Annotated in this window: 13 protein-coding genes; 12 read left to right on the top strand and 1 reads right to left on the bottom strand. The window is 68.0% G+C overall.

Annotation, left to right across the window (positions count from 1 at the left end; translation table 11 throughout):
• The 6 genes from ACM9LZ_RS20350 to ACM9LZ_RS20325 all read left to right on the top strand — a co-directional run.
• Window positions 1–601 (top strand): sodium:solute symporter family transporter (locus tag ACM9LZ_RS20350; RefSeq protein WP_416621354.1); only part of this gene is annotated, 601 nt, incomplete at its 5' end.
• 4 nt (window positions 602–605) lie between these two features.
• Complete coding sequence (locus tag ACM9LZ_RS20345) at window positions 606–1,472, top strand: 2-dehydro-3-deoxygalactonokinase (RefSeq protein ID WP_416621353.1); 867 nt, start codon at window positions 606–608, stop codon at window positions 1,470–1,472.
• Window positions 1,469–2,104 carry a 2-dehydro-3-deoxy-6-phosphogalactonate aldolase gene (locus ACM9LZ_RS20340; RefSeq protein ID WP_416621352.1) on the top strand — a complete coding sequence of 212 codons (636 nt, stop codon included), beginning with the start codon at window positions 1,469–1,471 and terminating at the stop codon, window positions 2,102–2,104. Before ACM9LZ_RS20345 ends, ACM9LZ_RS20340 begins: the two co-directional genes overlap by 4 nt.
• A 71-nt stretch (window positions 2,105–2,175) precedes the next feature.
• Window positions 2,176–3,096 (top strand): 2-dehydro-3-deoxygalactonokinase, encoded by a 921-nt coding sequence (locus ACM9LZ_RS20335; RefSeq protein WP_416621351.1) that lies wholly within the window; start codon window positions 2,176–2,178, stop codon window positions 3,094–3,096.
• A gap of 138 nt (window positions 3,097–3,234) precedes the next feature.
• Entirely contained in the window at window positions 3,235–3,969 is a 735-nt protein-coding gene (locus ACM9LZ_RS20330) for a cytochrome c oxidase assembly protein (protein ID WP_416621350.1), read from the top strand.
• Complete coding sequence (locus ACM9LZ_RS20325; RefSeq protein ID WP_416621349.1) at window positions 3,966–4,442, top strand: CopD family protein; 477 nt, start codon at window positions 3,966–3,968, stop codon at window positions 4,440–4,442. Before ACM9LZ_RS20330 ends, ACM9LZ_RS20325 begins: the two co-directional genes overlap by 4 nt.
• Here the strand turns inward: ACM9LZ_RS20325 and ACM9LZ_RS20320 are convergent.
• Complete coding sequence (locus ACM9LZ_RS20320) at window positions 4,424–4,987, bottom strand: DUF2231 domain-containing protein (RefSeq protein ID WP_416621348.1); 564 nt, start codon at window positions 4,985–4,987, stop codon at window positions 4,424–4,426. The genes ACM9LZ_RS20325 and ACM9LZ_RS20320 overlap by 19 nt on opposite strands.
• A gap of 90 nt (window positions 4,988–5,077) precedes the next feature.
• Here ACM9LZ_RS20320 and ACM9LZ_RS20315 point away from each other — a divergent pair, with 90 nt between their 5' ends.
• From ACM9LZ_RS20315 to ACM9LZ_RS20290, 6 genes are all read left to right on the top strand, one after another.
• Window positions 5,078–5,740: a cytochrome c oxidase subunit II gene (locus ACM9LZ_RS20315; protein ID WP_416621347.1), complete on the top strand. Its 663-nt coding sequence runs from the start codon at window positions 5,078–5,080 to the stop codon at window positions 5,738–5,740.
• Window positions 5,737–8,220, top strand: coding sequence for a cytochrome c oxidase subunit I (gene ctaD, locus ACM9LZ_RS20310; RefSeq protein WP_416621346.1), 2,484 nt, complete (start codon window positions 5,737–5,739; stop codon window positions 8,218–8,220). Before ACM9LZ_RS20315 ends, ctaD begins: the two co-directional genes overlap by 4 nt.
• A complete protein-coding gene (locus tag ACM9LZ_RS20305; protein WP_416621345.1) occupies window positions 8,217–8,564 on the top strand; it encodes a hypothetical protein in 348 nt (115 codons plus the stop codon). The genes ctaD and ACM9LZ_RS20305 overlap by 4 nt, the downstream gene beginning before the upstream one ends.
• 28 nt (window positions 8,565–8,592) lie before the next feature.
• Entirely contained in the window at window positions 8,593–9,219 is a 627-nt protein-coding gene (locus ACM9LZ_RS20300; protein ID WP_416621344.1) for a PRC-barrel domain containing protein, read from the top strand.
• A 210-nt stretch (window positions 9,220–9,429) separates the two neighbouring features.
• Window positions 9,430–11,712 carry an ATP-binding protein gene (locus ACM9LZ_RS20295; protein ID WP_416621343.1) on the top strand — a complete coding sequence of 761 codons (2,283 nt, stop codon included), beginning with the start codon at window positions 9,430–9,432 and terminating at the stop codon, window positions 11,710–11,712.
• Window positions 11,705–12,202 carry a response regulator gene (locus ACM9LZ_RS20290; RefSeq protein WP_416621342.1) on the top strand — a complete coding sequence of 166 codons (498 nt, stop codon included), beginning with the start codon at window positions 11,705–11,707 and terminating at the stop codon, window positions 12,200–12,202. Before ACM9LZ_RS20295 ends, ACM9LZ_RS20290 begins: the two co-directional genes overlap by 8 nt.
• Window positions 12,203–12,206 lie beyond the last annotated feature (4 nt).

Genomic DNA, 12,206 nt, shown 5'->3' with positions numbered 1-12,206 from the left:
GCTGGTCTTCGCAGCCCTGATCGCCGCCATCATCGCGTCGACGGCGTCCAAGATCAACTCGGTGGCCACCATCTTCACCCTGGACCTCTATGCCAAGGCGCGCGGCATCAATTCCAAGGCGGAGGCCGGCCGGGGCGGGCATGAAAAGCACCTTGTCCTGGTCGGGCGCATCGCCGCCGCCGTCGCCGTCATCATGGCGCTGGCCGCCGCCCGGCCGCTGCTGGGCAAATCGGACCAGGCCTTCCAGTTCATCCAGGAATTCTCCGGCTTCTTCACGCCGGGCATCACCGTCATCTTCATGCTGGGCCTGTTCTGGAAGAAGGCCAACGAGGCCGGGGCCATTGCCGCCGCCATCGCGTCGGTCGTCCTGTCCTATGCCCTGAAGATGATGATGCCGGAAATCCCGTTCATGAACCGGATGGGCATCGTCTTCCTGATCAGTCTGGCGCTGGCCGTGGTCATCAGCCTGACCTTCAAGGGCCGCGGCGATGCCAACCGCATCTCCATGCAGGGCATCTCCTTCACCACGCCGACCACCTTCAACATCGCGGGCATCGGCGTCATCCTGATCCTGATCGCGCTCTACGCGACCTGGTGGTGATCCCATGGCCAACACATTCCTTGCCGTCGACTGGGGAACCACCAACCGCAGGGTCTACAGGATCGAGAACGGCCGGGTCACCCGTACCGAGCGCGACGGCAGGGGCGTCACGGCCGTCACGGACTTCGCGGCCGAGGTCGAGGGCATCCGCGCAGCCTTCGGTGACCTGCCCATGCTGTTGGCCGGCATGGTGGGCGCCAATATCGGCTGGCGGCCGGCCCCCTATGTCGCAGCGCCCGCCGGGGTGGGGGATCTGGCCCGCAGCCTGCTGCGCATCGATGACCGGACCGCCATCGTGCCGGGGGTATCCACCCTGGCCGGCGGCCGGCCGGACGTGATGCGGGGGGAGGAGGTGCAGTTGCTGGGTGCGGTCGCCGCCGGGCTGGCCCCTCCCGATGCGCTGCTGGTCCAACCCGGCACCCATTGCAAATGGGCGCGTATGGAAGGCGGACGCCTGACCGGCTTCACCACGGCCATGACGGGCGAATTGTTCGCCCTGCTGCGCAGCCACAGCCTGCTGGCCCCGCAGCTTTCCGGCGCCGTCGGGGTGACCGCGGCCTTCCTGGCCGGGGTGGAGGAGGCCAGGCGCCGCGATCTCGCCGCCTCGCTGTTCGGCATCCGCGCCGCCCGCATGCTGGGCACCCGCGACGATGCGGATGCCGCCGCCTATGCCAGCGGCCTGCTGATCGGCAGCGATGTCACGGCACGGCTGGCCGACAGCCCGCCCGACACGGTCCATATCCTGTCCGGCCCGGAACTGGGCGATCTTTATGTCGCCGCCATCCACGCCAACGGCCATGCGGCCTCCCTGATCGACAGCCATGCCGCCTTCCTTGCCGGCATCATCGCCATCGAAAGCCATTGTCCATGAACACTATCCACGATTTCGACCGGGCCTTCGCCCGCTGCCCCCTGGTCGCCATCCTGCGCGGCCTGACGCCGGATGAGGCCGTTCCCGTCGGTGAGGCGCTGATCGGGGCCGGCTTCACCCTGATCGAGGTGCCGCTGAACTCCCCCGACCCGCTGGAAAGCATCGCCCGCCTGGCCGGCATCGCCGGCGATCGGGCCGTGATCGGGGCCGGAACCGTGCTGTCGGTCGATGCCGTCGCCGCGGTCGCCGATGCCGGCGGAAGCATGATCATCTCTCCCAATGCCGATACCGGGGTGATCGCCGCGACGGCGGCACGCGGACTGGTCTCGTTGCCCGGCGTGGCCACACCCACGGAAGCCTTCGCGGCATTGGGTGCCGGCGCCACAGCACTGAAACTGTTCCCGGCCGAAGGGGCATCACCCACCGTGCTGAAGGCCTGGCGCGCCGTGTTGCCGCGCACCTTGCGCGTGCTGCCGGTCGGCGGCATCACCCCGGACAACATGGCCGTCTGGCGCGCGGCGGGGGCCAGCGGCTTTGGTATCGGCTCCATGCTCTACCGGCCCGGCCACAGCCCGGAAGAGGTCGCCGCCCACGCCGCCGCCTTCATTGCCGCACTGAAGGGGTTGAGTTAATTTAGATTATTAATAATATAATAATTGACCGGTACGCGCCCTGATATCGCCCGGGCCGGAATGGAACAGGCATGGATCAGACAAGCTTCATCGCCGGCGACTGGGGCGCCCACAGGCTGCGGCTGCTGCTTTGCCGTGACGGCCGGATGGTGGACAGCCTGACGGGTCCCGGCATCACGGCCGTCGCGGGCGGGGCGAAGGCGGCATTGCTGGCACTGACGGCCCCCTGGTCGCAAAGGCACGGTGCCCTGCCCGTCTATCTCTGCGGCATGGTCGGTTCCGGACTGGGATGGCGGGAGACCCCCTATCTTCCCTGTCCGGCGACACCCGCGGCGATACGGCACGGCTTGGTCCGGTTCATGGCCGCCGGGCACGCGGTGGCCATCGCGCCCGGCCTGTCCTGCACCAATCCGCTGGGGGCGCCCGACATCATGCGCGGAGAGGAAACGCGGATTCTGGGCGCCATGGCCAGCCTGCCCGACCTGGCCCATGGACGGCAAATCCTCTGCCTTCCCGGCCCGCACAGCAAATGGGTGCTGTTGAAGGACGGACAGGTCACGCATTTCCAGACCGCCATGACCGGCGAGCTTTTCGCCACCCTGCGCCGGCACAGCATCCTGGGACAGGGCACGGAGGGGCTGGAACCCGACAATGGCCCCGCCTTCCAGGCCGGTCTCGCCCGCGGGATGGAGGAACAGGGCGCAACCCTGCCCCACCTGCTTTTTGAAACCCGCAGCCGGCAATTGCGGGAAGGACGCGGACCGGCCTGGGGCCTTTCCTTCCTGTCGGGCCTGCTGATCGGCCAGGATTGCGCCGGCACCCTGTCCCGGTATCGCCCGGCGCCCGGCCTGCCCGTCACCATCATTGCCGACCCCGCCCTGGGCCGGTGCTTCGCCGAGGCGCTGGCCCATCTGGGCCTGACCAGCCGCCTGTTCGACGGTGACGCCGCGGCAACGGCCGGCCTGCTGGCCCTGGCCGCCCCGTCGCCCTGAAACAAGGGGTTCAGGGGGACCCGCCACATCCGACCATACCGGCATGAAACCAAATGCCGTCAGGGGCGTTGCCTTCCAAAGGGGCGTTCGACGGGCCGCGGACCCGGCGGACGCCAGCCACAAGGAAAGGGGCGGTCCATGGAAGATGTGGCAGGAGGCAGCATTCCTTATTGCGGACCGGCACCGGCGCCGGCCGCGGCCTGGACCGCCTGGAATCTGGACCCGCCATTGCTTTTGGCGCTGGGACTGCTGGTGGTGGCCGGCACGGTCCTTTCGCGGCGACCCCTTGTATTCGTTGCCGGCTGGCTGGCATTGGTGCTGGCCTTCGTCTCCCCGCTCTGCGCCTTGACCACGGCCCTTTTCAGCGTGCGCGCCCTGCATCATCTGCTGCTGGTGGGGGTGGCGGCCCCCCTGTTCGCCGTGGCATTGCCAAAAGCCCGCCCCGGACCGGGTGCCTTCTTCTGCCTGACGGCTGCGGCCCTGGTGCTCTGGCATGTCCCGGCGGTCTATGCCGCCGCCTGGAACGGGACGACGATCTACTGGCTGATGCAGGGACTGCTGCTGGTGCCGGCCTGGGGCTTCTGGTCGGGCGTGCTGCAGGGCGGCCGTTCGGGAGATGCGGGGACCATGGTCGTATCCGCCGTGCTGATCGGCGGGCTGGCCGGGGTCATGGGGCTGATCGGGGCGGTGCTGGTCTTCGCCGGCGATGTGCTCTATCCGCAGCACCGGCCGGGTGCGCTGGCCTGGGGCACCGATCCGCTGGCGGACCAGCAGCTTGCCGGGCTTGTCATGTGGGTGCCGGGCCTGCTGCCCCTGGCGGCAATCGCCGGGCTGGTGGCAGCGCGGGCCTGGCGGCGTGAGGCCTTTTCATGATCGCGGCGGTGAAGTTCCTGCATATCGCGGGCCTGCTGTCCTGGTGTGCAGCCCTGATCACCCTGCCCGTCCTGCTGCATGTCCATGGACGGGCCCGCGGCGCGCGGGAGTTCGTGGAATTCCGGCTGATCACCCATATCGGCTACGCCTATATCGCCACACCGGCCGCCCTGGTGGCCATCGCGGCCGGCACGGTCCTGATGTTCCTGGCCGAAACCTTTGCGCCCTGGTTCCTGGCCAAGCTCGCCTTCGTCGCGGGCATGGTGCTGATCCATGCCTGGTTCGGGCACCTGATCCAGCGCTCGGGCGAGGAGCGGCGGGCGCATCGCGGCAAGCGGCCGCTGGCCGGGCTGTTCATCGTCCTGCCGCTGATCCTGGCGGTGCTGTTCCTGGTCCTGGCCAAGCCGGACCTGGACGGCCTGCGCAAGTCCATGCCCGGCTGGCTGCTGGTGCCTCAAGGGGGAAGCCTGTGATCCTGCTGCGTACCCACACCATAATCGAAGACCAGCTTGCCGCCGTGCCAGCCGGTCATGCCCGTCATGCCGGCCGCCAGAAAGGACAGAAGCAGGCCCCAGGGCAGGACGGCGCCGGCCGGATCGGTCAGGCGAAGGCCCCAATTGGCACCCAGCAGCGACAGCAGCATCACAGCCAGGATGAAATGGGTCCAGCTTGCCGCCCGGATCCGGATGCCGGGTACCAGCAACAGTTCGGCCGTGCCGGCAATGCCGGCCAGCAGACCCATCAGGAAGCCCACACCGGAGGCCCACAGCGCCGCGCGCGGCCAGAACAGGTCGCCCGTCCACCAATAAAGCGCGTCGGCCCCCAGCGTACACATGCACAGCGCGATGGGAAAGGCCACCAGCATGGCATGAAGCGGATGGCCGGCAATGGCGATGCGGCTTTCGGTCAGACGGAAATTGCGATGCTCATGGATGGGGTCGCGAAAACGGCGCCACGATTTGCGCGGTCGGGCGGTCAAAGCCGAGGGTGGTTGCGGTGGCTGTGCGGATGGGGCCATGGGTGCAGGACCTTTTTCGGTTGCCGGGCGGGGGCAGGCCGGCGCCGCCCCCTGCCAAGCGAACGGCTGACATCCCTGCTGGTTCCCTTGATGCTGGCGGGATGCGGCGGCCCGTTTTCAACGCTGGACCCGCAGGGGCCCGCCGCGGAACGGGTCGCCATCCTGTGGTGGGTCATGCTGGCGGGCGCCACGATGCTGACCATAATGGTCATGGCAATGGTGGCCATCGGCTTCCGCCGCCCCGTCGCACGTCAGCCCGGCGGCCGCTTCTGGACGCACGGGCTGGGCGTGGGCTTCACCCTGACGGTGCTGGTGGCGCTGGTCGGGGCCGGGCTGTGGGCCGGTGAACGCCAGCAACCCCACCCCGTGACGCCCGGTCAGGGCCCGCCAGTGATGCGCGTGGAGGCCATTGCCCGGCAATGGGAATGGCGGTTCCGCCAGCCCGACGCAGAGGGACGCATGGTGGAAACGCGGGACCGCCTGCATATCCCGGCCGGCCGGCCCGTGGATGTCGTGATCACCACGCAGGATGTGATCCACAGCTTCTGGGTGCCGAAACTGGCCGGGAAGATGGATGCCATCCCCGGCCGCCCCAACCTGCTGCGGCTGGAGGCCAACCAGCCCGGCATCTACCGGGGCCGGTCGGCGGAATTCTCCGGACCGGGCTATGCCGGCATGCAGTTCGAGGTGCTGGCCTATCCGCCCGCGGCACCGCCCGTCTTCTCACCCCTGGCCGCGGAGGACGGACCATGACGCCGATCCCCCCCAACACCCCCCGCCGCGCCCTGCCGCTGCATCGTGAATTGTCGGCGGTGTGGGGCCGGCCCGCCGGGCTGCGCGGGCTGTTATCCTCGGTGAACCACAGCGAGATCGGCCTGCGGTTCATGGTCACGTCCTTCTTCTTCTTCGCCGTGGCCGGGCTGTTGTCCATGCTGATCCGGGCGCAGCTTGCCACGCCGGAAGGCGCGTTCCTGGGGCCATCGCATTACAGCCAGATCTTCACGATGCATGGCAGCATCATGATGTTCCTGTTCGCCATTCCCATGCTGGAAGGGCTGGGCATGTATCTGCTGCCCAAGATCCTGGGCGCACGCGACCTGGCCTTTCCCCGGCTGTCGGCACTGGGCTGGTGGTGTTACCTGTTCGGCGGCACGATCCTGCTGCTGGCCCTGCTGGCGGGGGTGGCGCCGGATGGCGGCTGGTTCATGTACACGCCCCTGTCTGGCAAGGAATACAGCCCCGGCATCAATGCCGATGTCTGGCTGCTGGGTGTCACGTTCGTGGAAATCTCCGCCGTGTCGGCAGCGGTGGAGATCACCGTCACCATCCTGCGCATGCGCGCACCGGGCATGCGGCTGACCGACATGCCGCTGATGGCCTGGTACCTGCTGGGCACGTCGGTGATGATGCTGGTGGGTTTCCCCCCGCTGATCCTGGGGTCGGTGCTGCTGGAGGTGGAACGGGCCATTGGCTGGCCCTTCTTCGACGTGGAGCGCGGCGGCGATCCGCTGCTTTGGCAGCACCTGTTCTGGCTGTTCGGCCATCCCGAGGTCTATATCATCTTCCTGCCGGCGGCCGGTGCCATCTCCACCATCCTGCCGGTGATGTCACGGACCACCATCGTCGGCTATGGCGCCATCGTGGGGGCCATCCTGGGTCTGGTGTTCCTCAGCTTCGGGCTCTGGGTCCACCACATGTTCACCGTGGGCATCCCACACATGGCGCTGGCCTTCTTCTCCGCCGCGTCGGCCCTGGTGGCGGTACCGACGGCCGTGCAGGTCTTCGCCTGGATCGGCACCCTATGGAAGGGCCGGCCGGAGATGCGCCTGCCCATGCTTTACCTGATGGGCTTCTTCGCCACCTTCGTCATGGGCGGGCTGACGGGCGTGATGCTGGCCATCGTGCCCTTCAACTGGCAGGCCCATGACACCGCCTTCGTCACCGCACACCTGCATTACGTGCTGATCGGCGGCTTCGTCTTTCCCATGATGGCGGCCGTGACCTACTGGCTGCCCCTGATCACGGGGCGGCTCCATATAAGGGGGCTGGGCCATCCTGCCTTCTGGATGGTGCTGATCGGCTTTCACGGCACCTTCCTGATCATGCATCTGACCGGCCTGCTGGGCATGCCGCGGCGCATCGATGTCTATGCCGGCAATCCGGAATGGATCGTGCCCAACCTGGTCAGTTCCATCTTCAGCTTCGTCATGGGGGCGGGGTTCGCGCTGTTCGCACTGGATATCCTGCTGCAATGCCTGCTGGGGCGGCGGGCCCGCCGCGACCCCTGGGGGGCCGGGACCATGGAATGGCAGATGCCGATGCCGGCCCCCAGCTACAATATCGCCTCCCTGCCGCGGTCCGCCGATGGCGGGTCGGCACTGTCGCTGGCCCGGGGCGAGGGATTGCTGCCCGGCGCGCCGCGCGGCCGGCGCGAGACGCTGGTGGTATCCGTTACCGATGGACAGCCGCGCCATGTCGCGGTCCTGCCCGGCAACACATTGCTGCCCATCACCACAGCGGCCGTGATCGGGCTTTTCGTGCTCATGCTGCTGTTCGGCCTTTACGGGCTGGCCCCGCTGGGGCTGCTGGCCATCGCCGTCACCGTCTGGCAATGGCATCGCGGTACCGGCGCGGTTCATGATCATCCACCCGTGCCGGTGGCGCCGGGCCTGGCCCTGCCGCTGCACTGGCATGTGCCGGACGGGCTGGCAAGGACGGGCATGGTCTGTACGCTGATCGCCAACGGCACGCTGTTCGCCTGCTTCCTGTTCGCCATCGGCTTTCTGTCGGTGGTCGCACCGAACTGGCCCCCGCCGCCCAGCGGGCTGGCGGGCGGCCCCACCGGCACCCTGGCAGCCGGACTGGCGGCGGTCGCCCTGGCGGCACTGGGTGCCGCGTCGGTCTGGTCCCGGCGGGAACAGGCGGCGGGGGCGGTGCCGGCGATGGCGGCGCTGCTGCTGGCCCTGGCGGCACTGGGCCTGCTGGCACCGCTGCTGGACGATCCGACCCGGCATGCCCGTGATGCCCTGCGCGCCGCCGCCCTGGCCCATGGCCTGTTCCATGTCGTGGTGGGCCTGATGCTGGCCCTGCTCTGTCAGGTACAGCGCCGCGACGGTCGTATCGCTCCCGGCCGGGTCGGGGCCGGCCCGCTCTGGCGCCTTTGGCAGGATTATACGGGTGCAACCACCGCCATTCTTGTCCTGGTGATCGCCGGTCAGGAGGTGCTCTCATGACCTGGCCCCTGCGTGCGCTGCTGGGCCCGCTGCTGTGGGCCGTCGGGTTTTCCCTGCTCTATGCTGTACACGGGGCCGGTTGTGCCTGGGGCTGGCCGGCCGTTGCCACCCCCCTCGGCAGCCTGCACCATGTGATCCTGATCCTGCTCTGGGTGCTTTTCCTGGCAGGCGGGCTGGCGCTTGCCCTGTGGCTGGGCCGGAAGCAGGGGAACGGCCGGGCAGCGGAGATCGTCCGGATCGGCGCCTGGACGGGGCTGGGTGCCACCCTGTTGACGCTGTTTCCCGTGCTGGGGATCAGCAGTTGCGCACCGGCCGTGGCTGCCGCCCTCGCATTGCCCCCCTGAAACCAGCCCCGCAACGGGAAGGAAGCCCATGGAACCTGATACCATCGCCGGCTGGGTCGCACCGGCCGCCACCATGATCGCCGCCATGATGACCGCATCCAACCTGGGTGCGCGCGTGACCGGCTGGGGCTTCGTCGTCTTCACGCTGGGCTCGATAAGCTGGTCCGTCGTCGGGTGGGCCACCGACCAATCGGGGCTGCTGGCCACGAACCTGTTCCTGACCGGCGTCAACATGGTGGGTATCTGGCGCTGGCTGGGCCGCCAGCGCGCCTATGAGGATGGGGGCCGCGCCGCCGCCCTTGCCAGCCGCCGGTCGGCCGCCCCGACCCTGTTCACGGCCACGGCATTTTCCGGCATGCCGGTACGGGACAACGGGGGCAGCACGCTGGGCAAGAGCGTGGAAGCGCTGGTCGAATGCGCGTCTGGCGAAATCAGCTATGTGGTGGTGGCCAGCGGGGGTGTCGGGGGCGTCGACGAATGCCTGCGGGCCGTCGCGCGCGAACAGGTCCGTTTCGATGCCGACGGGCTGTGCCTGCTGATGCCGCGTGCCGCCTTCGAGCGCATAGAACCGCTGGCGGACGGCGACTGGCCCGCCGAAGTCGGGCCGGCATGCATGGCCGAACAGGCGGAGACCGATCATGCCCGCACCCGTTGAACGGACAGGCGAGGCTGTGACCATGGTCCCGTTCGTGGGTGCGACATACCATCGTCTCTTTAAGGCCGGGCTGAAACCGGCTAGGCTGGGTTCCCCCCGGCCGCCGCCGGTGCGGCCCGAATATATGACGCGACCCGACCGGTGGCACCGCAGGCCGGGTTGGCAATGGAGATGGCTTGAACCGGACAGGAACAGATATTGCGGGATGCGATGACGAACGCTGATATCGATTTAGACCTGTGCAGCCGGGAACCGATCCACATTCCCGGCAGCATCCAGCCCCACGGCATGTTGCTGGCCTTCACGCGGGAAGGCCCCCCGGGTGGAGAGGGTGCCTGGCGGCTGACGCAGGCCAGCACCAATGCCGCCCCCGCCCTTGTGACGGGCATCGACAGGGCCTTGGGCCTGACACCGGTGGAGGCACTGCATCCCCTGCTGTCGGGTCCCGTGGCCGACTTCCTGACCGAGCCGCGCCTGTCCAACCGCTCCACGCCCCTGGCCATCGTCGATCTGCCCGGTTCCGGCACGGTCCAGGTTCTGGCCCATGGCGGCCCGGACGGGGCCGCCATCGTGGAACTGGAATGGCTGTCCGACGGCAATGGCCTGATCGACCGCGTCTATCCACGGATGCGCGACGCGCTGGAACGGATGGAGGCGCTGGAGACCCCGGCGGAAATACTGGCCTGCGCCGCGCAGGAGGTCAGGGGGCTGTCAGGGTTCGACCGCGTCCTGATCTACCGCTTCGATGCGGACTGGCATGGCACCGTGGTGGGGGAAGATGGCAATGGCCGCCTTCCCTCCTACATGGACCTGCGCTTCCCCGCTTCCGACATTCCGGCACAGGCCCGCGATCTTTACCGGTTGAACCGGCAGCGGCAGATCCCCGATGCCGGCTATGTGCCCGTCCCCGTCCTGCCCGCGTTGAACCCCGCGACGGGAGAGCCTCTCGATCTCAGCTTTTCCGTGTTGCGCAGCGTATCCCCCGTGCATGTCGAATATATGCGGAACATGGAGACGGCCTCGTCCATGTCCGTATCGATCCTGTTGCGCGGGCGGCTGTGGGGGTTGATCTCCTGCCACCACCGGCAGCCGCGGGCCGTATCCTACGCCGTGCGGGCGGCCTGTGACCTGATCGCCCAGATCCTGTCAGTCCGCATCGCCGCCGTGGAGGAACGCCGTGACGCGGAGAGCCGCATCGCCCTGAAGGCCATCCAGGCCCGCCTGCTGGCCGCCATGGCCCAGGCCGACCCTTTCATTGCCGGCTTGCAGGATGTGCCGGATGAACTGCTGCGCTTCGCCGGTGCGACCGGTGCCGCGATCGTGTTCGAAAAAACCTGTGCGCTGGTGGGTGACACGCCCGGGACGGCGGCTGTCAGATCCCTGGTCGGATGGCTGTCCGAGCAGGGGGAGCCGGAGATTTTCGCCACCGACACCCTGCCCGATCTTTATCCACCGGCCGCCGCGTTCCGGGGCAAGGCGGCCGGCCTGCTGGCCATCGCGGTGTCCAAGCTGCATGCCAGCTATATCCTGTGGTTTCGGCCGGAAGTGGTGCGCACCGTCCGCTGGGGCGGCGATCCGCGCAAGCCGGCGGCTTCCACCGGCAACCCGACCCGACTGGACCCCCGCCGGTCCTTCGAGGAATGGAAGGAGATCGTGCGCCACCGCTCGCTGCCCTGGAGCGAGGCGGAGCGGGAGACCGCGGCCGACCTGCGCCACGCCATCATCGGCATCGTGCTGCGCAAGGCCGAGGAACTCGCCGCCCTGTCGCGGGAACTGACCCGGTCCAACAAGGAACTGGAGTCCTTTTCCTACTCGATCTCTCACGACCTGCGGGCGCCGTTCCGGCATATCGTCGGGTTCGCCGAGCTTTTGCAGGAACTGGAGGCGGAACGCTTCAGCGAAACCGGGCGGCGCTATCTGGACACGATCGTGGATGCGGCCAATACCGCCGGGTCCCTGGTCGACAACCTGCTGCATTTTTCGCAGATGGGCCGCAGCGCCCTGACATCGGTCGCCATCGACATGGACAATCTGGTCCGCGATGTTCGGGAGGTGCTGGCGCCGGAGGCCGCCGGACGGGCCATTGAATGGGATCTGGCCCGGCTGCCCGTGGTGCGGGGCGATCCCACCATGATCCGGCTTGTCTTGCAAAACCTGCTGTCCAACGCCATCAAGTATACAAGAGGCCGGGAACCCGCGCGCATCGCCGTGGGTTATGAATATAAGGCGGACGAAACGGTTTTCTGGGTGCGGGACAACGGCGTTGGGTTCAATCAGGCATATGACAAGAAATTGTTCGGGGTGTTCCAGCGGCTTCACCGGAACGAGGAGTTCGAGGGGATCGGGATCGGTCTTGCCAATGTAAGGCGTGCCATCGACCGGCATGGTGGTCGGACCTGGGCCGAGGGGCGCATCAATGACGGTGCCACCTTCTACTTCACGCTGCCAAAGGCCGAGGCGGCGGCACCGGACAAAAGGGAAATGAATGCGTGACCTGAAACCCATCCTGCTGGTGGAGGACAACCCGCGGGACCTTGAACTGACCCTGGCGGCGCTGGACAAGTGCCAGCTTGCCAATGACGTGGTCGTAGCCCGTGACGGGGAGGAGGCGCTGGCGCTGCTGACCCGCCGCGACCCGGAGAGCGGCCAGCCGGCCTGGCTGCCTGCCGTCGTGCTGCTGGACCTGAAATTGCCGAAGGTGGACGGGCTGGAAGTGCTGGAAAGGGTCAAGAGCGACCCGGACACCCGCCACGTGCCCATCGTGATGCTGACCGCATCGCGCGAGGAGACCGACCTGCTGCGCTCCTACCGCCACGGGGTCAACGCCTTTGTCGTGAAACCGGTGAATTTCAAGGATTTCTTCCAGGCCATCCGCGACCTGGGTGTCTTCTGGGCCATCGTGAACGAGCCCCCCGTGGGCTGCGCCCGCCGGCCACAGCCGGCAGGCGCGCCGATGGAAAGCGAAACGGGCAAGGGCGCCTGACCAA

The sequence above is a fragment of the Niveispirillum fermenti genome (assembly GCF_048066175.1).
Lineage (GTDB): Bacteria > Pseudomonadota > Alphaproteobacteria > Azospirillales > Azospirillaceae > Niveispirillum > Niveispirillum fermenti.
Note: the sequence above shows the minus strand (reverse complement) of the source record. Positions and strands in the feature narration are given on the sequence as shown.

Coding starts and splice junctions, on each gene's coding strand:
- ACM9LZ_RS20340 (WP_416621352.1), top strand. CDS start 1,469: ATGAACACTATCCACGATTTCGACCGGGCCTTCGCCCGCTGCCCCCTG.
- ACM9LZ_RS20320 (WP_416621348.1), bottom strand. CDS start 4,987: ATGGCCCCATCCGCACAGCCACCGCAACCACCCTCGGCTTTGACCGCC.
- ACM9LZ_RS20295 (WP_416621343.1), top strand. CDS start 9,430: ATGACGAACGCTGATATCGATTTAGACCTGTGCAGCCGGGAACCGATC.
- ctaD (WP_416621346.1), top strand. CDS start 5,737: ATGACGCCGATCCCCCCCAACACCCCCCGCCGCGCCCTGCCGCTGCAT.
- ACM9LZ_RS20305 (WP_416621345.1), top strand. CDS start 8,217: ATGACCTGGCCCCTGCGTGCGCTGCTGGGCCCGCTGCTGTGGGCCGTC.
- ACM9LZ_RS20345 (WP_416621353.1), top strand. CDS start 606: ATGGCCAACACATTCCTTGCCGTCGACTGGGGAACCACCAACCGCAGG.
- ACM9LZ_RS20330 (WP_416621350.1), top strand. CDS start 3,235: ATGGAAGATGTGGCAGGAGGCAGCATTCCTTATTGCGGACCGGCACCG.
- ACM9LZ_RS20290 (WP_416621342.1), top strand. CDS start 11,705: ATGCGTGACCTGAAACCCATCCTGCTGGTGGAGGACAACCCGCGGGAC.
- ACM9LZ_RS20300 (WP_416621344.1), top strand. CDS start 8,593: ATGGAACCTGATACCATCGCCGGCTGGGTCGCACCGGCCGCCACCATG.
- ACM9LZ_RS20325 (WP_416621349.1), top strand. CDS start 3,966: ATGATCGCGGCGGTGAAGTTCCTGCATATCGCGGGCCTGCTGTCCTGG.
- ACM9LZ_RS20335 (WP_416621351.1), top strand. CDS start 2,176: ATGGATCAGACAAGCTTCATCGCCGGCGACTGGGGCGCCCACAGGCTG.
- ACM9LZ_RS20315 (WP_416621347.1), top strand. CDS start 5,078: ATGCTGGCGGGATGCGGCGGCCCGTTTTCAACGCTGGACCCGCAGGGG.